23 protein-coding genes are annotated in these 22,569 nt (G+C 37.8%); 20 read left to right on the top strand and 3 right to left on the bottom strand.

From position 1 onward, the window contains the following. Positions 1-42 precede the first annotated feature (42 nt). From MKX78_RS20705 to MKX78_RS20665, 9 genes are all read left to right on the top strand, one after another. Complete coding sequence (locus tag MKX78_RS20705) at positions 43-258, top strand: hypothetical protein (protein WP_307318899.1); 216 nt, start codon at positions 43-45, stop codon at positions 256-258. Positions 259-296: 38 nt separating this feature from the next. After that, on the top strand, positions 297-803 hold the full coding sequence (locus MKX78_RS20700; protein ID WP_307318897.1) for an ATP-binding cassette domain-containing protein: 507 nt from the start codon (positions 297-299) through the stop codon (positions 801-803). A 324-nt stretch (positions 804-1,127) separates the two neighbouring features. Then, positions 1,128-1,766, top strand: a complete 639-nt coding sequence (locus MKX78_RS20695; RefSeq protein ID WP_307318895.1) for a MarR family winged helix-turn-helix transcriptional regulator — start codon at positions 1,128-1,130, stop codon at positions 1,764-1,766. Between the two features lie 42 nt (positions 1,767-1,808). After that, on the top strand, positions 1,809-2,750 hold the full coding sequence (locus MKX78_RS20690; RefSeq protein WP_307318892.1) for a ring-cleaving dioxygenase: 942 nt from the start codon (positions 1,809-1,811) through the stop codon (positions 2,748-2,750). A gap of 22 nt (positions 2,751-2,772) precedes the next feature. Beyond that, entirely contained in the window at positions 2,773-3,369 is a 597-nt protein-coding gene (locus MKX78_RS20685) for a flavin reductase family protein (RefSeq protein WP_307318888.1), read from the top strand. Positions 3,370-3,383: 14 nt separating this feature from the next. After that, the gene (locus MKX78_RS20680; RefSeq protein ID WP_224937120.1) at positions 3,384-3,989 is read left to right on the top strand and encodes an alpha/beta hydrolase; all 606 of its coding nucleotides are present in this window, start codon (positions 3,384-3,386) and stop codon (positions 3,987-3,989) included. Between the two features lie 18 nt (positions 3,990-4,007). Continuing rightward, a complete protein-coding gene (locus MKX78_RS20675) occupies positions 4,008-4,610 on the top strand; it encodes an NADPH-dependent FMN reductase (protein ID WP_224937119.1) in 603 nt (200 codons plus the stop codon). A gap of 73 nt (positions 4,611-4,683) precedes the next feature. Then, entirely contained in the window at positions 4,684-5,292 is a 609-nt protein-coding gene (gene wrbA / locus MKX78_RS20670) for an NAD(P)H:quinone oxidoreductase (protein ID WP_095371864.1), read from the top strand. Between the two features lie 349 nt (positions 5,293-5,641). Beyond that, a complete protein-coding gene (locus tag MKX78_RS20665) occupies positions 5,642-6,766 on the top strand; it encodes an AI-2E family transporter (protein WP_095373600.1) in 1,125 nt (374 codons plus the stop codon). A gap of 294 nt (positions 6,767-7,060) precedes the next feature. On the opposite strand, the gene MKX78_RS20660 is transcribed toward MKX78_RS20665, so the two are convergent. Beyond that, positions 7,061-7,465, bottom strand: coding sequence for a hypothetical protein (locus MKX78_RS20660; protein WP_307318878.1), 405 nt, complete (start codon positions 7,463-7,465; stop codon positions 7,061-7,063). A 267-nt stretch (positions 7,466-7,732) separates the two neighbouring features. Between MKX78_RS20660 and uvrB the strand changes: the two genes are divergently transcribed. The 5 genes from uvrB (at position 7,733) to MKX78_RS20635 (ending at position 14,993) form a co-directional block, all read left to right on the top strand. Beyond that, positions 7,733-9,712 (top strand): excinuclease ABC subunit UvrB, encoded by a 1,980-nt coding sequence (gene uvrB / locus MKX78_RS20655; RefSeq protein WP_307318874.1) that lies wholly within the window; start codon positions 7,733-7,735, stop codon positions 9,710-9,712. Positions 9,713-9,721: 9 nt separating this feature from the next. Further along, a complete protein-coding gene (gene uvrA, locus MKX78_RS20650; RefSeq protein ID WP_307318871.1) occupies positions 9,722-12,601 on the top strand; it encodes an excinuclease ABC subunit UvrA in 2,880 nt (959 codons plus the stop codon). Between the two features lie 147 nt (positions 12,602-12,748). Beyond that, positions 12,749-13,093 carry a hypothetical protein gene (locus MKX78_RS20645; protein WP_095371868.1) on the top strand — a complete coding sequence of 115 codons (345 nt, stop codon included), beginning with the start codon at positions 12,749-12,751 and terminating at the stop codon, positions 13,091-13,093. Between the two features lie 424 nt (positions 13,094-13,517). After that, positions 13,518-14,630, top strand: a complete 1,113-nt coding sequence (locus MKX78_RS20640; protein ID WP_307318869.1) for a DUF4097 family beta strand repeat-containing protein — start codon at positions 13,518-13,520, stop codon at positions 14,628-14,630. Between the two features lie 18 nt (positions 14,631-14,648). Next, entirely contained in the window at positions 14,649-14,993 is a 345-nt protein-coding gene (locus tag MKX78_RS20635) for a phage holin family protein (protein WP_095371870.1), read from the top strand. Between the two features lie 20 nt (positions 14,994-15,013). Here the strand turns inward: MKX78_RS20635 and MKX78_RS20630 are convergent, their stop codons facing one another. Continuing rightward, entirely contained in the window at positions 15,014-15,637 is a 624-nt protein-coding gene (locus MKX78_RS20630; RefSeq protein ID WP_307318867.1) for a TetR/AcrR family transcriptional regulator, read from the bottom strand. Between the two features lie 157 nt (positions 15,638-15,794). Between MKX78_RS20630 and MKX78_RS20625 the strand changes: the two genes are divergently transcribed. Beyond that, complete coding sequence (locus MKX78_RS20625) at positions 15,795-16,577, top strand: SDR family oxidoreductase (protein ID WP_307318865.1); 783 nt, start codon at positions 15,795-15,797, stop codon at positions 16,575-16,577. Between the two features lie 162 nt (positions 16,578-16,739). Here the strand turns inward: MKX78_RS20625 and nagA are convergent, their stop codons facing one another. Continuing rightward, positions 16,740-17,897 (bottom strand): N-acetylglucosamine-6-phosphate deacetylase, encoded by a 1,158-nt coding sequence (nagA, locus tag MKX78_RS20620; RefSeq protein WP_307318863.1) that lies wholly within the window; start codon positions 17,895-17,897, stop codon positions 16,740-16,742. A gap of 238 nt (positions 17,898-18,135) precedes the next feature. Here nagA and hprK point away from each other — a divergent pair, with 238 nt between their 5' ends. The 5 genes from hprK to MKX78_RS20595 are packed head-to-tail and all read left to right on the top strand — an operon-like array spanning position 18,136 to position 22,051. Next, the gene (gene hprK / locus MKX78_RS20615) at positions 18,136-19,071 is read left to right on the top strand and encodes an HPr(Ser) kinase/phosphatase (protein WP_095371874.1); all 936 of its coding nucleotides are present in this window, start codon (positions 18,136-18,138) and stop codon (positions 19,069-19,071) included. A 34-nt stretch (positions 19,072-19,105) separates the two neighbouring features. After that, complete coding sequence (lgt, locus tag MKX78_RS20610) at positions 19,106-19,942, top strand: prolipoprotein diacylglyceryl transferase (protein WP_095371875.1); 837 nt, start codon at positions 19,106-19,108, stop codon at positions 19,940-19,942. A gap of 27 nt (positions 19,943-19,969) precedes the next feature. Beyond that, entirely contained in the window at positions 19,970-20,908 is a 939-nt protein-coding gene (locus MKX78_RS20605; RefSeq protein ID WP_095373601.1) for a nucleoside recognition domain-containing protein, read from the top strand. Next, positions 20,901-21,551 (top strand): pyrophosphatase PpaX, encoded by a 651-nt coding sequence (gene ppaX / locus MKX78_RS20600; RefSeq protein ID WP_307318858.1) that lies wholly within the window; start codon positions 20,901-20,903, stop codon positions 21,549-21,551. Before MKX78_RS20605 ends, ppaX begins: the two co-directional genes overlap by 8 nt. Next, entirely contained in the window at positions 21,548-22,051 is a 504-nt protein-coding gene (locus tag MKX78_RS20595; protein WP_095371877.1) for an acyltransferase, read from the top strand. The genes ppaX and MKX78_RS20595 overlap by 4 nt, the downstream gene beginning before the upstream one ends. The last annotated feature ends 518 nt before the right edge of the window (positions 22,052-22,569 follow it).

The raw sequence follows: 22,569 nt of genomic DNA, 5'->3' as shown, positions 1-22,569 counted from the left end.
AGAAATCAAACGGTTAAATGAAGTATCTGGTAAGGTAAACTAATGGGGAATGAAGCGAGAAAACAGCACAAAGGATGCGTCGGAAAGACGTTTAGCCGCGAAACAAATGAAAAGGGCGAAGGCAATAAAAAACGCACAGAAGCGATGGTTTCTGAAAAAGAAGGACTTATCGATAATCGGGAGAGGGTCTCACAATTGAAAATGCTTGTGAAACAACCTGAAAAGCAAGTTTTATACTTCCGTGTTTTTCGATATTAAGAGACGGAACCCCCTTATTCCAACCAATTTCCATCGATATGTATCCTAATGATCGCTTATTTATTGAAGGGAGTAATGGTGTCGGGAAGTCAACACTACTCCAATTTATATTAGGGGTAAAGTATTTAGAGACAGTAGGGGAGTATCGCATTCATTTACCGCGAAAGATATCCATTTTAAATCAAAAAAATGAGCAAGATGTAGATTATGCTTCTTATTTACAACAATTGACTATAAAAGAAGAAAAACAAGCTTTTTGGCATTTGCTTTATCAGTTAGGCATAGATAGACACAGTTTCACTGATACATCTAGTCAGCATTGGAGTGCTGGCGAGCAGAAGAAAGTATTTTTAGCTCATGCTTTATTAGGGGAAAATAATTTATTTATATGGGATGAAGTCACCAATTACTTAGACATATTTGTCATTCAGCAATTAGTTGAGACGATTAAGGTGTATCAGCCGACGATGATTGCAGTTGATCATAATGAATCTTACATAAATGCAATTGCAACAAAGACGATATCATTAATTCCCTACGAATAGAGGTTCTTGCATCATGTTATAGGCAATATATTATCAAGAGAAGAAGCGGATAGGAAAAAAACAATGCAGTTATTGCTATTTATCTATCGACAGCGAATCGTTTATATTGTATGTATTAATAGAAGTTAGCAATATTTCTTTTTCATTCAAACGGAATATGTTTGTTGTCTAGGCTAGTCGGGGTGAAGAAAAATGTCTCTGTTTTCACAAGGTAAAAACTGGATTTTGAAATGTCGAGAAAGTCATTTGAAAATGATGCACCAGCAATATGAGTAGGCGTCCTTTACCTATTGAAAACTTTGCTAGAAGATAAGGATGCTACCGATGCTACCTATTCTAAAAGCAGTAAAACGACTTAGTTATTTAGTTTTTTCTACCTATATTAGAAGAGCAAGTGCCCCTAGAATGAACACTATGGTTAGAAATTTAAAAAAAGTTGAAAATGGGATTGACATTAGTTTGAATTCGAGATATTATTATCTCATATTCAAGATAATTAAATTAAAGATAAAAAGTGAGGCGATGAAAATGGTTCATAAGAAGACATTAGATTCATTCGCTTGCTTAATGCAAACCAACAGATACATGCAAGATCAGATGAAAGACTGGTTACACAAATATAAGCTCACCTTTACAGAGTATTCCGTACTCCAAGTGCTGCATCAAAAGGGGAGACAATCGGTCCAGCAAATTAGTAAAAGCGTTTGGTTAACGAGCGGCAGTATGACATATGTGATTGACCGCTTGCAAGAAAAGGGCTATTTATCTAGAAGTGATTGCAAAGAGGATCGCCGGGTTGTTTTTGTAACTATAACAAATGCAGGGAAGGAATTAATGGATCTAATCAGTCCATATTTATTAGAACAGATTTCAACCTTATTTCAACAAACAACAGAAGAAGAACAACAATTATTAATTGATATTCTTCATAAAATAACACAAAATAAACTAACTCATACCTAATATCTCAATTTCGAGATACTTGAAGGTTAGGGACATGGAAGGATGTTCGAAATGGAAAAACAAACGATGGGAATTCATCACATTACAGCTATTGTCGGTCACCCACAGGAAAATGTTGATTTTTATGCTGGTATTTTAGGTTTACGTCTTGTTAAAAAAACAGTTAACTTTGATGACCCGGGAACGTATCATCTTTATTTCGGTGATGAAGGAGGTAAACCAGGTACAATTATTACTTTCTTCCCATGGGCAGATGCGTACCCGGGCATCATTGGTGACGGGCAAGTGGGAATTACTGCATATGCTGTTCCATCTGGCGCCCTACCATTTTGGGAGGAACGCTTAACGAGTAAAGGCATTTCTTTTGAAAAACAAGTACGTTTTGGCGAACAAGTACTAAGCTTCGATGATCCACATGGCTTACATTTAGAGCTTGTTGAAAGAGAAGCTGGGGACGAGAATACTTGGACATTTAATGGGATAACTCCGGATGTGGCGATTAAAGGTTTCGCCGGGGCCGTTCTTTATTCTAGCAATGGTGGAAAAACAGGTGAGCTAATTGAAACAATGGGTTTAACCAAAGTGGCTGAAGAAGGAGCATTCGTCAGATATCAATCAAAAAGCGACATAGGTAATATTGTCGATGTGAAGATAACAAGCTCAGGAAAAGGAAGAATGGGTGTAGGAACTGTCCACCACATTGCATGGCGCGCAGCAGATGATGCTGACCAATTAGATTGGAAGAAATATATTGAAAGCTTTGGTTATGGTGTCACACCCGTGCAAGACAGAAACTATTTTAACGCGATTTACTTCAGAGAATACGGCGACATTCTTTTTGAAATTGCTACTGATCCGCCAGGTTTTGCTCATGATGAAAGTCAGGAAACGATGGGGACAGAATTAATGCTTCCTGAGCAATATGAAAAATACCGTGGACAATTACAGAGAAGGTTAATTCCGATTGATGTGAGGGAAGTGTAATTGCAAAAGGAGGAGTTACGCAATGGTAAGTATTGATCCGAACGCGCAAACCGAGAGGGAGAATTACAAATTATTGATCGGAAGTATTATCCCGAGGCCGATTGCCTTCGTCACTTCACAATCAAACACTGGTGTGATGAATGGTGCACCATTTAGTTTCTTTAATATCGTGTCTTCTAATCCGCCGATGATTGCTGTTTCAGTAGCAAGAAGAGCGGGTGAGATGAAAGATACTGCTAAAAATTTGTGTGATACGAAGGAGTTTGTCGTTCATATTGTTGATGAGTCGAATGTTACGCAAATTAATGAAACAGCGGCTACTGTCTCACCAAATGTGGATGAATTAAAGCTCAGTGGATTAGAGACAATTTCAAGTACAGTTGTCAATGTACCAGGAATCGTGAAAGCGAAAGTGAGGATGGAATGTCAGCTTGCTCATCATATTGAACTTGAAGGGAATGCTGATCTTCTTATCGGTAAAGTTGTCTACTTCCATTTCGATGATGGCATTTATGAAGCGGGCAAAATCAACGCTAAGAATTTAGGGGCAATCAGTCGCTTGGCTGGAAATGATTATGCGAAAGTAGGAGAAATATTTACAATGGTTCGACCGAAATAATGGAGGGGATTTACATGAAACATATTTTTGAAAAGGGTAGTGACGCATCAAAACCAACCCTATTATTACTTCATGGTACAGGGGGAAATGAGCTAGACCTTCTACCGTTAGCTGGCAAAATAGATGAAAGTGCATCAGTGCTAAGTGTTCGAGGTAATGTGCTTGAAAATGGGATGCCGCGCTTTTTTAGAAGGTTAGCAGAAGGGGTCTTTGATGAAGAGGACTTAATCTTTCGTACGAAAGAGCTTTATCAATTTTTAGATGAAGCAGCTGACAAATATGGTTTTGACCGCCATAATATCGTTGCTTTAGGATATTCAAATGGTGCTAATATTGCAGCCAGTATGATGTTCCATTATAAAGATGCTGTGAAAGCAGCAATCTTACACCATCCAATGGTACCAAGAAGAGGTATAGAATTGCCTGATTTAACAGGACAAAAGGTGTTCATTGGAGCAGGGACAAATGATCCAATTTGTTCATCCGAAGAATCTGAAGAGTTAAAGAGATTATTAGAAAAAGCGGGAGCCGATGTTCATCTTCATTGGGAACATATGGGACATCAGCTTTCATTCAAAGAAGTTGAAGAAGCAGCAAAATGGTTTAAAGCCAGCATCTAAGAAATGGGGAGAAACAATATGGGCTTTTTAAATAAATTATTCAATAAAAATAATCAACATCCTAAGGAGGAAATGAAAATGGAAAAATTAAATATCGGTATTATTTTAGGAAGTACAAGAGAAGGTCGCGTAAGTCCACAAGTTGGTCAATGGGTGAAAGAAATAGCTGATGCACGTGGGGATGCAAATTATGAAATTATTGATATTGCTGACTTTCATCTTCCGTTCCTTGGTACAACAGATGGCACAGAGCCTGGTATTGCAGCATGGGGAGATAAATTAGATAGTATGGATGGATTTGTGTTTATCGTACAGGAATACAACCATAGTATTAGTGGTGCTTTGAAAAATGCAATCGACTTTGCTCGTGATCAATGGGCGAATAAAGCAGCAGGTATTGTCAGTTATGGATCTACTGGTGGTGCCCGTGCGGCAGAACATCTACGTGGCATTTTAGGCGAGCTACAAGTCGCAGATGTACGCACACATCCAACACTTTCCCTTTTTACTGATTTCGTAAATGGTAATGAATTTAAGCCTCAGGACTTGCACCAAGCAAATATGAAAATGATGCTTGATCAAGTGCTAGCATGGAGCGGTGCATTAAAAACATTAAGATAAGTTTAATGTATAGAGCTGAAAGGAATAGAAACAATATAGATGTATGTGAGAGATCAAGGAGGATTCTATTCAAATGAGTATTAAATTAGCAGTCATTTATTATAGTTCAACAGGCACCAACTACCAAATGGCACAGTGGGCAGAACAAGGGGCAAAAGAAGCCGGCGCTGAAGTGAAGTTGTTAAAGATTCCTGAAACAGCACCTGAAGCAGCCATCGATTCCAATCCTGCATGGCGTGCCAATGCTGATGCTACGAAAGATGTACCAGAAGTTACACTTGCTGACCTTGAATGGGCAGACGCGATTGTTTTTAGTTTCCCAACTCGTTTTGGTAACATTGCTTCACAAGTGCAAGCTTTTATTGATACTGCTGGAGGCCTTTGGGCACAAGGCAAACTTGCGAACAAAGTAGTGAGTGCAATGAGCTCTGCTTCTAATCCTCACGGAGGTCAAGAAGCAACCCTTCTTTCATTTTATACAACTATGTTCCATTGGGGCGCGATTGTTGCCGCACCGGGCTTCACTGACCCAAGCATATTTGCTGGTGGCGGAAATCCTTACGGCGCAAGTTCAACTCAAGGACAAGATGGTAAAATCGTTGAAGATAATGAAGCAGCAGTTAAACATCAAGCCAAACGTACGGCAACTGTTGCTGAATGGATTCAAAAAGGCCAAGAATAATCAAGCTTTAAAAAGGTATTTTAGGGAGACTCCTAAGATACCTTTTTTTAACTTGGGGATATAAGTGAAATTTTCTATCTAGTTCCCATGTCGTTGTGTGAATGGATAAAAGGATTTCCTTAACACATGGCTGATTATATAAATGTCTGTTGGTTAAAATAACCAAAAGGAAATATTTGTCGAAAAAAATTCACGGAAAATATCCTTATGAGGCGACATTTTGTGGTGGAATGCATTACAATAATACATACAAATAAATCCTAGTGGTTTTACTTTTTTGGAAAAAGGGAACTACGAATGAAAATGTAGTCTATAGAGAAAAATTTATTTTTTGGGAAAAGGTGAGAATGTGAACAAGAAGAAATTCCAGTACTGGTCTCTTCAAATTCTAATTATTGTATCCGTCATTTTTGTAGCTTCAAAAATTTCTTTTTTATTTGAACCGATTGGAATCTTTTTTTCCACGTTGTTCTTCCCTATTATTATCTCGGGGTTCTTATTCTTCATTTTAAATCCATTTGTGCATTTAATTGAAAAAGCAAAAATTCCTAAGATATTATCGATCATATTACTATTTGCAATTGTTGCTGGATTGCTGGTGCTTGTCGTTAGTATTTTTGTACCAAAAATTTCAGCCCAATTGGCAGGGTTATTAAATGAACTACCTACCTATGTTAAACAAACAGAACAGTTCTTTAACAACTTCTCGCAATCTGAAGGTTATCGCTGGTTAATGAATCAAGATTATGTAACACAAGAAGAAATTATGGGTTATTTAGTTGATTATGCTAATCAACTTCCACAAAGGATTACGAATGGTCTCAGCGATTTAGTTGGATTAGTTGCAAATATAGCCATTACGATTATTACTGTACCATTCCTTTTATTCTTTATGTTAAAAGACGGGGAGAAGTTCCCACCTGCACTAGGGAAATTTGTTCCCAAAAGTTATCGTGCTGAAGCAATTGATACATTAAAAGAAACAGGTAAAACTCTTTCTTCCTATATTCAAGGTCAGATTACGGTCGCATTATTCGTCGGGACAGCGTCTTTTATCGGTTTCTTAATTATTGACCTACCATACGCAATTGTTTTGGCATTAATTATTTCAGTAACGAATATTATTCCTTATGTTGGACCATTTATTGGTGGTGCACCGGCGGTTATAGTTGGGCTATTTGAATCACCTACGATGGCGATTTTAGCAATAATAGTCATCGTCGCCGCACAACAATTAGAAGGTAATTTAATTTCACCATTAATTTTAGGGAAAACATTAAATACCCATCCAGCAACAATCATTATTATCTTATTGGTAGCAGGAAACTTAGCTGGTATATTAGGCATGTTACTTGCTGTACCAACATACGCCGTTGGGAAAACCATTGTATTAAGCGGTGTTCAATTTATAAAAGCAAGGAAAATGGCAAAAGAGATGGAAGCAGAAAAAGGTCCGCATCCAGCAGATATATAAATAAGTAGAACCCCATCAAAGTGAGATGGGGTTCTACTTTTCTTAGGGAAAAGCGTTTAGTTTTTAAGTTTTTAATAAAAAGAAAGGTTAACTAATTAGAATGAGAAATATGAGCTGACGTGTGTGTTGTTGATTAATAAGAAGGGTTTTAGTGGGTAGGTGTAATTGACTTGTATAACTCCTTGATTCAATCATTGTATGTGTTCAATTAAACCTGTTTATCTATTCAAATTTACTAGATGCCCCCAACTATGGACTAATTCTATAACTCATTTATGTAGAAGGAAATTTCATTTAGCTAACCCAAATCCAAATACTAAATACACCTATTGGGAATAGAAAAAAGACAGGGATAAGCCATTTTCGATATTTATAACTAAAAGTATAATCTCCTTTTTTACGGTCAAAGGTGTTTTTAGAGAAGAGTATCCTGTAGGTGAAAAAGACGTAACTGACAACGAAAAGCAGTAGAAATGTAATGAGAAAGAGCCATTTCATATCAACGAAGCCCAAGTTTGTGACACGAAGTATTTCTGCTATAACAAAAAGCCCCGAAAGGCATACAGCACCAACAATTTTAATGACGAAGTCTTTTTCATATGCTTTTTCCTCGTCATTACTGTTTATATAATCTTTAATGGTTTTTAGGGCATAAATAAAAACGGCTAGCCACGCAAATGCAAAAATAAAACCAAACAAAAAATCACCTCGTCTATTTCGCCATATAACAAAAGACGATTTTATATAGAATAAAGTTTCAAAATAAATGAAAAGTTAATTTGTACCTTCATACCCGTTTATTTTAATCCTAACCTTCTTTTCATCTCTTTGTCGAATGGATATCGAATATTTGTTCGCTTTTTTGTGGTTTAGATAAGAGGATTTGTGGTAGAATGAGGATATAGAAAATCGGAATGCAATAATGATTAGACACGCTTTACTTTTTACATAGAGGAGGTTTCTGATTTGGATCAAACATTTGAGTTAGTTTCAAAATATTCCCCACAAGGTGATCAACCTGCAGCTATTAAAGAGCTTGTAAATGGGATTCAAGAGGGGAAAAAGCATCAGACATTACTAGGTGCAACTGGAACCGGGAAAACGTTCACTGTTTCTAACGTCATTAAAGAAGTGAACAAACCAACGTTAGTAATTGCTCATAATAAGACGTTAGCAGGTCAATTATATAGTGAATTTAAAGAGTTCTTTCCCAATAATGCGGTAGAGTATTTTGTTAGTTACTATGACTACTATCAACCAGAAGCATATGTACCATCCACTGACACATTTATTGAGAAAGATGCGAGTATTAATGATGAAATAGATAAGCTCCGCCATTCAGCTACCTCCTCATTATTTGAAAGAAATGATGTTATCATCATCGCCAGTGTTTCTTGCATCTATGGTTTGGGATCTCCTGAAGAATATAGAGAGCTTGTCTTAAGTTTAAGGACGGGAATGGAAATAGAGCGAAATCAATTATTAAGGAAGCTAGTCGACATACAATATGAGCGCAATGATATGAACTTTATACGTGGGACATTTCGTGTACGCGGTGATGTCGTAGAGATATTCCCTGCTTCGAGAGACGAGCACTGTTTACGTGTGGAGTTTTTTGGAGATGAAATAGATCGGATTCGTGAAGTCGATGCTTTGACCGGTGAAATTTTAGGTGATCGTGATCATGTAGCCATTTTCCCGGCATCTCACTTCGTTACCAGAGAAGAGAAAATGCGTGTAGCCATCGAAAATATTGAAAAAGAATTAGAAGAAAGGCTGGCTACCTTACATGAAGAAGGCCATTTATTACAGGCACAACGCCTAGAACAAAGAACGCGATATGATCTAGAAATGATGAGAGAGATGGGTTTTTGTTCAGGGATTGAAAACTACTCCCGTCATTTAACTCTTCGTCCAGCTGGTTCGACTCCTTATACTTTACTTGATTACTTCCCAAAGGACTTCTTACTTGTTATTGATGAATCTCATGTGACATTGCCGCAAATAAGAGGGATGTATAATGGTGACCAAGCCCGTAAGAATGTATTAGTAGAACATGGTTTTCGTCTTCCTTCTGCAATGGATAACCGTCCTCTTACTTTTTCTGAGTTTGAAGATCATATTAGCCAGATTGTTTATGTTTCTGCGACTCCAGGTCCGTATGAATTAGAACAAACACCTGAAATGATTGAACAAATCATTAGACCTACTGGATTGTTAGATCCTATTATTGATGTCCGACCGATAGAGGGACAGATTGATGATTTAATTGGTGAAATTAATGATAGAATTGAGAAAAATGAACGTGTACTCATTACCACTTTAACGAAAAAAATGTCTGAGGATTTAACGGATTATTTAAAGGAAATTGGTATGAAGGTTCAATACCTACATTCCGAAGTGAAAACCCTTGAGAGAATCGAGATTATTAGGGAGCTTCGTATGGGTACCTATGATGTGTTAATAGGTATTAATTTGTTGCGAGAAGGGCTTGATATTCCAGAAGTTTCACTCGTAGCGATTCTTGATGCCGACAAAGAAGGATTTTTACGTTCAGAACGTTCACTTATCCAAACGATTGGGCGTGCTGCTCGTAATGCAAATGGTCAAGTTATAATGTATGCTGACCGAATGACAGACTCCATGACAAAAGCTATAAGTGAAACAAAACGCCGCCGTAGCATTCAAGAAGATTACAACACAGAACACGGTATCACGCCACAGACGATACAAAAAGAAATTCGTGATGTGATTAGAGCGACACAAGCAGCGGAAACGCCAGAGGAGTATAATAGTGCTGATAAATTAAGTCAATTAAATAAAAAAGAACGTCAAAAATTAATAGCAGATATGGAGAAAGAGATGAAGTCTGCAGCAAAGGATTTAAATTTCGAACGAGCGGCAGAGCTTCGTGATCTTATTCTTGAACTGAAGGCGGAAGGATGATGAACGGAAATGGCAATGGAGAAATTGATTGTTAAAGGTGCAAGGGCACATAATTTAAAAAATGTCGATGTAACAATCCCAAGGGATAAGCTTGTTGTCTTAACGGGATTATCAGGATCGGGAAAATCGTCCTTAGCGTTTGATACGATTTATGCAGAAGGACAGCGCCGTTATGTTGAATCCCTCTCTGCCTATGCAAGACAGTTCTTAGGACAAATGGATAAGCCGGATGTGGATACGATTGAAGGTTTATCTCCTGCGATTTCTATAGACCAGAAAACAACTAGTAAAAACCCTCGTTCAACGGTAGGAACTGTAACAGAAATCTATGATTATTTGCGTCTATTATTTGCGAGAGTAGGACACCCAACCTGCCCTAATCATAATATAGAAATTTCTTCTCAAACTGTTGAACAAATGGTAGATCGTATTATGGAATATCCGGAAAGAACAAGATTGCAAGTACTGGGACCTGTTGTTTCTGGTAGAAAAGGAACACATGTAAAGGTATTAGAAGAGGTAAAGAAACAAGGGTTTGTTCGTGTTCGGGTTGATGGTGATATGCTCGATTTAGGAGAAGAAATCGAGCTTGAGAAAAATAAAAAACATTCTATTGAAGTGGTTATTGACAGAATTGTTGTGAAGGAAGGCGTGGAGGCCAGATTAGCTGACTCGCTCGAAACAGCACTGAAAATGGGAGAAGGAAAAGTCATAGTTGATGTGATTGGAGAAGAGGAATTATTATTCAGTGAAAATCATGCATGTCCTATTTGTGGTTTTTCAATTGGAGAACTTGAACCGAGAATGTTCTCTTTTAATAGTCCTTTCGGTGCCTGTCCCGATTGTGATGGCTTAGGTGTAAAGTTAGAAGTAGATCCGGATTTAGTCATCCCTAATAAAGATCTCACATTGAAGCAGCATGCGATTGCACCTTGGGAACCGAATAGCTCACAATACTACCCGCAGCTTTTGGAAGCAGTATGTACGCACTATGGCATTGATATGGATATCCCCGTATCAGCTATTCCAGATGAACAAATAGATAAAATCCTTTATGGTTCTGGTAAGGAAAAAATATATTTTAAATATGAAAATGATTATGGCCAAGTGCGTGAATCACATATTGTCTTTGAAGGTGTGATGAATAATATCAAGAGAAGATATAAGGAGACAAGCTCTGATTATATTCGTGAACAGATGGAGAAGTACATGGGGGAACATAAATGTCCTACGTGTAAAGGCTACCGTCTTAAGAAAGAAAGCTTAGCAGTCTTGATTGATGGTCATCATGTTGGGAAGCTTACAGATTTATCTGTTGAAGAAGCTTATGACTTTTTTGGGCAATTACACTTAACAGAAAAAGAAATGAAAATTGCTAATTTGATCATGAGAGAAATTAAAGAACGTCTTGGATTTCTTATTAATGTTGGCTTGGATTATTTAACGCTGAGCCGGACTGCTGGAACTCTCTCAGGTGGGGAAGCCCAACGAATTCGTTTAGCCACCCAAATTGGTTCACGGTTGACTGGAGTGTTGTATATTCTTGATGAACCTTCTATTGGATTGCATCAAAGGGATAATGACCGATTAATCGAAACGTTAAAGAACATGCGTGATATCGGTAATACGTTAATTGTGGTAGAGCATGATGAAGATACGATGCTTGCAGCGGATTATTTAATTGATGTGGGTCCAGGTGCAGGGGTGCATGGTGGTGAAATTGTTTCCAAAGGTACACCAGAAGAAGTAATGAAAGATGATTACTCTTTAACCGGTCAATATTTATCAGGGAAAAGATTTATCCCACTGCCGATAGAAAGAAGAAAAGGTGACGGTCGTTTTATTGAGATTAAAGGGGCTAAAGAGAATAACTTGAAGAATGTGAACGTCAAGTTCCCTCTTGGTACTTTCACGGCTGTGACTGGTGTCTCAGGCTCAGGGAAGAGTACGTTAATCAATGAGATTCTCCATAAAAGCTTAGCGCAAAAACTACATCGAGCGAAAAGTAAGCCGGGTGCACATAAGGAAGTGAAAGGAATTGATCAATTAGACAAAGTCATAGATATTGATCAATCGCCTATCGGAAGAACGCCACGTTCTAATCCGGCTACCTATACAGGAGTATTCGATGACATTCGTGATGTGTATGCTTCTACAAATGAAGCAAAAGTTAGGGGCTATAAGAAGGGGCGCTTTAGTTTTAACGTCAAAGGTGGCCGTTGTGAGGCCTGTCGTGGAGATGGGATTATTAAAATCGAAATGCATTTTCTTCCTGATGTATATGTGCCATGTGAAGTCTGCCATGGAAAACGTTATAATCGCGAGACGTTAGAAGTAAAATATAAAGGGAAGAGTATTGCAGAAATCTTAGAAATGACAGTGGAAGATGCACTTACCTTCTTTGAAAATATTCCTAAAATTCGTCGTAAGTTGCAAACCATCTATGATGTTGGATTGAGTTATGTCAAATTGGGCCAACCAGCGACAACCTTATCAGGTGGAGAAGCACAAAGGGTAAAACTGGCTTCTGAACTACATCGTCGTTCTAATGGTAAATCATTTTATATATTAGATGAACCAACAACGGGCTTGCATGTGGATGATATCGCTCGTTTACTTAATGTCTTGCAGCGTCTTGTTGAAAATGGGGATACTGTGCTCGTGATAGAACATAATCTAGATGTAATTAAAGCTGCTGACCATTTAATTGATTTAGGTCCTGAAGGTGGACTTAAGGGGGGGACAATCCTAGCTACAGGTACCCCTGAAGTGATTGCAGAAACAGCCGAGTCTTATACAGGAAAATATTTAAAACCGATTCTTGAACGTGATCGCAAAAGAATGAAAGAGCAAATTGAGCATAAAGAAGCAAGTGTAACGAATGCTTAATGGTTTTAATAGAAAATACCACGGGTCTATCGGCTCGTGGTATTTCCTATTAAAAAAGATAAAGATTTGTAACTCTATAGCAAAAGGGATGTAACTATCCTTCGTTATAATCATAGTATTATAAGGGGAGAGGGTGACTATACGATTATGGAAGATTATTTAGCTAAATCATTAGAGGAATGGAAAGAAGATATCTCTGAAGTGCTTAGTCAAATTAATGAGGAATATGATCAAATTAAGCTTGAGCTAAAACTTTACTCCTATAAATATGGAATAACTAAACAAGTCATTCAATCTACTGTCAACGATGAGATTATTGAAAGTATAAGAGAACGTTATCACAGACCGTTTGAAGAGAAGTATAATGATTTGAAAGAGCATGCAAAAGATTTGGAAGAAAAAAGAAAAGTATTTCAAATGTTCGTTAACAAGATTGATGAGGTTAAGCGTAAGGAATCTCCTCGCACAACTGACTTGGCGGCCTATCAATAAATTTTTAAAGGTACATAGCTTAAGCAGGTCCTAGGTCATAAATATCCAGGACCTGTTTGGGTTTTACTAAAATTTAATTAGCAACGATTTACCTTCTTTACTCTTCATTTTCCCCTATACCACAGAAAACGAACCTTCAAATCTAGACCTCATGACATAAATCCCAGTCAGACTTGAGACTGGTTTTTTTATTTAAGTGAAACTTTTGCCCCTGACTATCGTACAATTGAGTAAAGAAAAATTGAAGTATAAGCCTAATTTTCGCTGATTAAGGGTAAAAATGAAATATAACCAACTTTCATTTTTCAATACTAATCATGCTGGAGATTGTCCTAAGCATACTTATTAGATATTGATACTTATTTAGCCTAATATAAAAAGGATAATAGGGCATAGACAAAATGAACCTTATGGAGGGAATAGAATGAAGGAAGAAAGAAAACGCATTTTAAAAATGGTGGAGGATGGAAAATTATCTGTTGAAGAAGCTTTAACTTTATTAGAGAAATTAGAAAAAGCCGAAGATACGGCTGAGCAAAAGCAAGAAGAAATTATTAAAGAATTATCTACAGCAGTAAAATTTGAAGAAGAGAAAAAAGAAGAGCCTTTTAATTATAAATTTAATTCAGCAAAAGATAAGATCATTGATTTTGTCGACTCTGCATTTAAAAAGATTAAAGATGTCGATTTAGACTTTAACTTCGGACAGTCACATAGTATATCCCATATTTTCCATCAATCTGACGGTACCTTTAATGAAATTGAAGTAGATGTCGCAAACGGAGCTATCAAAGTTGTACCGTGGTCACAGACTGATGTAAGAGCAGAGTGTGAAGTAAAAGTGTATCGTGCGGAGTCTCAAGATGAGGCTCGGAAAAAATTCTTGGAGGATGCTGTATTTACCGTTGTAGATGATAAACTGAAGTTCTCTACTCAACAAAAATGGATAAAGTTAGATGCGGTACTATATGTACCTGAGAAGGAATATAATAAATTAAAACTTCGTACCTTTAATGGACCGATTGAAAGTGAAAAGCTAAAAGCGAAAACCTTTAAGGCAAAAACGGCAAACGGTAAAATTACAGCAAAGCAATTACAAAGTAAACATGCAGAGTTAGAAACCGTTCATGGAAAAATTCATGTTGAAAACGGTACGGTTGATATACTTGAAGCAGAGACGATAAACGGTGCTGTACATGTAGATGGAGATTATGAGAGAGTGAATGCACATTCTTTTAATGGGAATGTAGCTTGTGCTGTTGGGGGTTCCCGTTGTGAATCGATTGAAGCAAAAGCAACAACTGGCAATGTAGAAGTAACGCTTCCCCCATTTGCAGAAGTAAGTGGTGAACTAAAAACGAATTTAGGAAGTTTTGATATTCATATTGAGGGAATTGAGATATTAGAGGAAAAGAGTGATGTTATTCAGAAGGTGCTTCGTTTCCGCTCTATTAAAGATCCTCAAGGTGGTTTAAGGTTAAATGCAGATACAAAAACAGGGTCTGTCACAGTAAAAAAATCTAGCTCAGTTTTCTAATGGAAAGGTGTCATATGTATGAAATGGTTAATTGGTATTGTTATTAATGCCATATTATTTATTGCTTTATCTGGCTTTATAGGAGATTCTTTTTATTTATCAGGCTTCGGGTCTGCCTTGTTAGCTAGTTTTATCCTATCCATTCTTAATATAATTGTTAGACCGATATTGATTTTATTGACATTACCAATTACGGTCATTTCGTTAGGGTTATTTTTATTCGTTATCAATGCAGTAACCTTAATGATTACGAGTGGATTAATGGGAGATACTTTTGAGATTGCCGGTTTTGGCACAGCTATTCTGGTGGCAATTATTATGTCTGTAGCAAATTTAATTATACAAAAGGTTCTCTGGGATTAAGTAAAAACACACCGCCTTTTTTAAATGGGTGGTGTGTTTTTGCTTTTAGTTGCAATTGAAAACTCCTTAGCAAATGAATGTAATATTTGAATTAAGCGGAGACTCATGTTATCAGGGCTGACATCATAACCATTTTCAATCCAGTTGAAGAGTAGTCCTGCTGTCCCATGGGCCATATAGAGTTTATGGACCGAGTAGTTAATATCTAGTTGATTAATCGCTGATAAGATAAAGCTCTCTTCCAATACTTCATAAATCGCTTTAGGTAGATCTCGATGCAATCCTGGGATGGTATCGTTTTTTAATAAAAGATTGAAATAAGCTTGCTCAGAGTATATGAAGTGTGTTAGTTCGAATGATTTTGGATCCATCTCGGTAATACTAATGGCTTTGCCTTTTTCATATTTATTCATGCTTTTTTCTTTTACTTGTTCGAACATTTCTCTTTGCAATTCATCCGTTAGACCTTGCTTATCTTGAAAATGAAGATAAAAAGTCGTGCGATTATAATCGGCTCGTTTAATAATATCCGTCACTGTTACATGGCTATAGCCTTTTTCATGAATAAGGTCAATGAAAGCTTTTTTGAAAGAGGATTTCGTCCGCTCACTTTGCTTAGAGATACTACTTTTATACTCAACCAATGTATTTTTCCTCCTAAAATAAACACATTATAGTAATGTGTAGATTCTATCGACAAATTCAAAAGAATTACTGATTGTTGCTAATTATGAATCCGTTTACACTAAAAGAGAAGTTGTGAAAATAGTACCACAACGCATATGAAAGGGGTAGTTTTATATGAATCGTTTTGAAGATAAAGTCGTTATCATTACAGGTGGGGGATCTGGACTTGGTAGAGCGGCAGCAAAACAAGTAGCAGTAGAAGGCGGTAAACTTGTTTTAGTAGATTTAAATGCAAAAGGCTTAGAGGAAAGTAAACAAGAAATACTTACAGCAGCACCTCAAGCAGAGATAGAAACAATCGAAGCGAACGTAGCGAATGAAGAAGATGTAAAAAAATACGTGGCGTTTGCTGTTGAGAAATTTGGTAAAATCGATGGCTTCTTTAATAATGCAGGCATCGAAGGGAAACAAAACTTAACAGAAGACTTCGGTATCGAAGAATTCCAACGTGTAGTTGATATTAACTTAAACGGTGTATTTTACGGTATGAAGCATGTGTTAAAAGTGATGAAAGAACAAGGTCATGGTTCAATTGTTAATACCGCTTCCGTTGGTGGAATCCGTGGAGTTGGTAATCAATCAGGGTATGCTGCAAGTAAACATGGTGTAGTAGGCTTAACAAGAAACTCTGGAATCGAATATGGCCAATTTGGTGTAAGTATTAAAGCAATCGCTCCTGGTGCGATTATGACGCCGATGGTTGAAGGATCATTGAAACAAATGGGCGGAGACAATTGGGAAGAAGCAGGAAAAGAATTTGTTAGCGTCAATCCAATGAAACGCTTTGGTAAACCAGAAGAAGTCGGCTACCTAGTAGCATTCTTACTATCAAACCAAGCAGACTTCATTAATGCAACGGTTGTACCGATCGATGGTGGACAATCTTATAAATATTAATAATGATGAATGAAGCAGGGAGATGAGACATCTTCCTGCTTTTTTGAGCTTAAAATCTAATAACACCTTCGTTTCAAGCAAAAACCACGTCGACTACCAAAGAGCCTATAAATCACCGTACAATATAGAATAGTCTTTGAATCCCAGGGCAGAATGCCTTAATTACATCCTTTCACCTTTACAAAAGGTATCTATTACATTTAATTCCCTATTTAAAATCACTAAATCAGCTTCCTTGCCACGATCGATACTACCGATGCAATGAAACTGTCCGATTTTCTTTGCTGGGTTGACGGTAGCCATATGGACGGCTTCATGCAAAGCGATATCAGTAAAATGTATCATATTTTTAATCGCATCATTCATCTTTAGTATACTTCCAGCAAGCGTTCCATCGACTAATGTCGCTACACCTGATTGCAGATGAACTGTTTGTCCACCTAACTCATATTCTCCATCTTCCATATGCTTTGCCCTTATACTGTCAGTAATTAATATCAGGCTTTGATATCCTTTAACCTTCAACAGCAGTTGAATCATTTCTGGGCTAATATGTAGACCATCAGCGATGATTTCGGCAGTAAAGGAATCAAGCAAAAGTGCGGCACCTGCTGTCCCAATTTCGCGATGATGTATGCCGAGCATACCATTGAATAGGTGAGTCATATGGGATACGCCGTAAGAATGAACGGTTTCGACTTGTTCGTAAGTAGCTTCTGAATGACCAATTGATGGGATGGCTCCGTCTGCAATTATTTGTTGTAATAACCTTTGGCGTGGATCCATTTCGGGTGCATATGTAACCAGTTTTATTTGACCTTGAGCGAGTGATTGCCAGTAGGAAAATAAATGGGGATTGGACTCTTGTATATCTGCTTTTGGCTGTGCACCTGCCTGATGTAGATTGATAAAAGGGCCCTCTAGATGTATGCCAAGAATTTTTGCCCCTTTATAAGAATGAAAATGGGCGATGCTTTCAATGGCTTGACTTATTTTTTTTGTTGGAGAAGTAATGGTTGTTGCTAAGAAACTTGTTGTTCCTTCTTTAGGTAATATTTGTGAAATGGTCTTTAAGGCAGTGACTGTCCCATCCATTGCATCCGCACCAGCCACACCATGTATATGGAGATCAATAAAGCCAGGACTTATATAGCTACTGTTTTTTAAATCATAAATGTAATCGTAGCGAGTAGTCTGTGGACATGAAGCCATTTCACCGAAATCTTCAATCAGATGGCCATTTAATGTCAGATAACTGTTTGGTGAAACATAATGTTGAAAAATAATATCGGCATTAATAAAAAGGGTCTTCTTATCCATTAACTAAAATCCCTCCCTTTTGTTCAATGTATTGATTAGTCATTCTCTCCATTTATTTCGTTTCAGTGTATAATAAACAACGAGAGTCGACAATGATATGGAACGGGTTTTTTCGTATACAATGACAGTTTCAATTTAAAGCGTTTGGTTCTCGCGTAAAAAGTGCTAAAATAAAAAACGTATCAGATGAGAATGGATGAAAGAAGAATAGATAACTACAGGATAAGGAGGGGTAAGAGTGGCAAAGGTTCGCACAAAGGATGTTATCGAAAAATTCGGGTTAGAATTACTAAGCGGTGAAGAAGGTATCAACCGTCCGATTGTTACGAGTGATATTTCTCGACCAGGCCTTGAATTGGCTGGCTATTTTGATTATTTTCCGGCAGAACGCATACAATTATTAGGGAAAACAGAACTGTCATTTGCTGAAAAACTAAATGACGAAGAGAGAGAAGCAAGACTGGAGATGCTATGCTCTGACATTACTCCAGCAATCATTATTACGAGAGAGCTAGAAGTACCAGAAGAATTACTTGAAGCGGCTGAAAGAGAAGCCGTACCGATTTTAAGAACAAAGCAAAAAACGACGCGTTTTTCTAGCCTTTTGACGAATTTCCTAGAAAGTAAGTTAGCCCCTACTACTGCCATTCATGGAGTGTTAGTCGATATATATGGCGTGGGAGTCCTCATTACAGGAAAGAGTGGTGTCGGTAAGAGTGAGACGGCATTAGAACTTGTCAAAAGAGGACATCGCTTAGTAGCGGACGATTGTGTAGAAATTAGACAAGAAGATGAGGACACATTAGTCGGTAGTGCACCAGAACTCATTGAGCATTTATTAGAAATTCGGGGACTCGGTATTATTAATGTCATGACTTTATTTGGTGCAGGTGCCATTCGCCGATTTAAAAAGATTTCTCTTGTGATGGACTTAGAAATATGGGATGCTCAAAAACAGTATGATCGTTTAGGTTTAGAAGAAGAAAAGATGAAAATTATTGATACGGAGTTAATTAAAATGACCATTCCTGTCCGCCCAGGTCGAAACTTAGCGGTCATTATCGAGGTAGCGGCAATGAATTTTAGATTAAAGCGTATGGGTGTAAATGCAGCAGAGCAATTTACAAATCGTTTAACGGATGTAATTGAAGATGGCGATCATGAAGATCGTTGAGATTTATTAATACATAATTAAAGGAGATATGACTATGTTGTTAACAGTGGCGCCAATTGATCCGGTTGCCTTTAGTTTAGGGCCATTGTCTGTTAGATGGTATGGCTTAATCATCGGTATCGGCATTGCACTCGGTCTTATTTTGGCGATGAGAGAGTCAGAGAAAAGGGGACTAGGTAAGGATTTATTTGCTGATTTATTGTTATGGGCTATTCCGATTTCGATTATTTGTGCAAGGATTTATTATGTAATCTTTGAATGGGACTACTATTCTCAGTATCCAGGTGAAATCATTAAAATTTGGAACGGAGGCATCGCCATTCACGGTGCATTAATCGGAGCAGTTGTCACTGCGATTATTTTTGCAAAGAAGCGTGGTGTATCCTTTTGGCAATTAGCGGATATTGCTGCACCTAGTATTATTCTCGGTCAAGCCATTGGACGTTGGGGGAATTTCGTCAACCAAGAGGCGCATGGTAGTGAAGTAAGTCGACAATTCTTAGAAAACATGCATCTACCAGAATTCATTATTAACGGGATGTATATTAATGGGGCTTATTATCATCCGACATTTTTATATGAGTCAGTTTGGAATTTCGCTGGATTTGCACTGCTACTACTACTAAGACGTGCTAATTTAAAAAGAGGGGAATTATTCCTTAGCTACGTGATTTGGTACTCTATCGGTAGATACTTTATCGAGGGAATGAGAACCGATAGCTTAATGGTGACTGAAATGTTAAGAGCAGCGCAAATGCTATCGATCATATTAATAGTTGGGGCTATCGTAATTATTATATATAGAAGAGTAAGTGGGAATGCAAAAGAGAGGTATTTAGATCCTCCACAGAAACAAGCAAAAGCAAAGTAAGGGTCAGCAGAGGGGGAGTACCAGGTGATACATTCTGTTAAAGCAGGATTAAAGGTTGGTTTTAAGACGACTTGGACATTGGGGAAAATTATCTTTCCTGTTACGTTAATTGTGGCGTTATTGCAACATACGCCAGTTTTACCATGGGTGATTGAATTAATCGCACCGATTATGGGAATATTTGGTCTATCGGGGGATGCGGCCATTCCTTTAGTTTTAGGAAACTTCTTGAATGTTTATGCTGGTATTGGTGCGATTCTCACGTTGGATTTAACCGTTAAAGAAGTATTTATATTAGCAGTCATGCTGTCGTTTTCTCATAACTTACTGATTGAAACAAGTGTAGCCATGAAAGTAGGCGTTAAACTATGGATTGTGCTCGCTGTTCGGCTCGGTTTAGCCTTTCTATCGGGGATTATTATTAATCTCGTTTGGAATGGCGGTTCAGAGATGGCAGAGTATGGTTTTGTTGGAGCAAGCGAAGAAACGATTGAAGGCATATGGCCAATTGTATGGAATGCAGTAGAAAAAGCAGGTCTTGGTATTTTTCAATTAGCGATCATTGTAATTCCATTAATGGTAATCGTACAGATTATGAAAGACCGTAAATGGCTTGCAGTATTTTCTAAATGGATGGCTCCATTAACAAGAAAGCTAGGGATGAGAGAAAATACATCGACAACTTTAGCATCAGGATTATTGTTTGGCTTAGCATTTGGAGCCGGTGTGATGATTCAAGCAGTAGAAGAGGATGGCGTTAGTCAAAAAGATGTCACTTTAGCGTTTATTTTCTTAGTAGCTTGTCATGCGGTTGTTGAGGATACTCTTATCTTTATACCTTTAGGAATACCTGTGTTACCCCTTCTTCTTATTCGCGTCGTAGTCGCTGTGATTTTAACAATGATTGTCGGGATGATTTGGAGGAAGCTTGAAGCAACACCGAGAAAGGAAGCGTATTATGGCTAAAATTGATACAATATTATTCGATTTAGATGGAACGTTAATAGATACGAATGAACTAATTATCTCTTCATTTTTGCATACATTAAATCATTATTATCCAGATAGCTATCAGCGTCAGGATGTACTACCTTTTATGGGTCCAACATTAGTCGAGACATTTACATCAATTGATAGTGACCGTGCGGATGAGATGGTTCATATGTATCGTACATTTAATAAAGAAAACCATGATGTATTAGTGAAAGAGTTTTCAGGCGTGTATGAGACGGTCCGCACACTAAAGGAATCGGGTTATAAATTGGGCATCGTAACAACAAAGATGCTAGACGTTGTTGAAAAGGGTTTACGCTTAACAAAGCTGGATGAATTTTTTGAAGTGATTGTTGCCCTTGATCATGTAGAAAAGCCGAAACCGGATGCTGAGCCTGTTTTAAAAGCATTATCACTATTGGACTCAGAACCACATGAAGCCATCATGATTGGTGATAATCATCATGATATTATAGGTGGCAGAAATGCAGGGACGGTGACAGCAGGTGTTGCTTGGTCAAGTAAAGGAAGGGATCATCTTCTTCAATTCGATCCTGACTATATGTTAGAGACAATGCCGGATTTATTAACAATCTTAGAGGAATTGAACAGATGAGGAGAACCGAACGCTATCCTGTTGAAGGAGCGAACTCCCTTTGGCATGTGTATAAAACGGTCCCTTTTTTGAAAGTAGTAAAGAACTTTGTTGTGATTCAGCTGGCACGCTATACCCCGTTCTTAGGGATGAAAAGCTGGCTTTATCGTACCTTTTTACGGATGAAAATCGGTGAACAGACGTCATTTGCGCTTATGGTAATGCTCGATGTCATGTTCCCAGAGAAAATCAGTGTGGGGCGCAATAGTGTGATTGGATACAATACTACTATTTTAGCCCATGAATATTTGATTAAAGAATATCGCCTGGGAACTGTAGAAATCGGTAACGAAGTCATGATTGGTGCCAACTGCACGATACTTCCAGGAATAGTAATCGGAGATGGTGCGATTGTTTCCGCTGGTACACTTGTACATAAAGACGTACCCGCTGGTGCTTTCGTCGGTGGTAACCCAATGCAAATCATATTTACAAAAGAAGAAATGGAACAACGGTCATAAGCATCTGCTAACTTCGCTTTCGAAAAGAAAGTGGGATAGCGGATGTTTTTTTGTTACGGATGATGGTAACAAGAAAAAAGACTACAGTACGTAAAAAGATTTTTACGGAGAGATTCAGCACCAAGGTGCCATGCTATCACATGACATGAAGATTCACCAGTTTCGTGAGGTCGATCGAAGCTAAGAGCAACGCAAAAGGGAAATTCCTACTGACCGTTTAAATTATCGTAAATAAGGATCTGATTCCCTCGTCCCCCTTTTTAGCAATGAAACGAGCTTTTGCACTCCTCCTGTTTTATTTTCTCATACCTGCCCCTCTAAAGATAAGGACGTCGAACAAAAGTAGAACCAGAACCCTCCATTATCGTAAACGCCCTGAAGTTGAGATATGCCAACAGGCGGAATCTTTACATCCCCCATTAGAATATTTTAGATTACACCCCTTTGTTGTGGATTTCTTTCATTTTTCTCAAAATTAAGTGTTTAGGGTTGACGTTTAAAGGTGAGAAGCGTACACT

The organism is Cytobacillus sp. FSL R5-0569, from assembly GCF_038007265.1.
GTDB classification, from domain to species: Bacteria; Bacillota; Bacilli; order Bacillales; family Cytobacillaceae; genus Cytobacillus; species Cytobacillus kochii.
The sequence above is the reverse complement of the archived record's forward strand: the minus strand, read 5'-3'. Positions and strand labels throughout refer to the sequence as shown.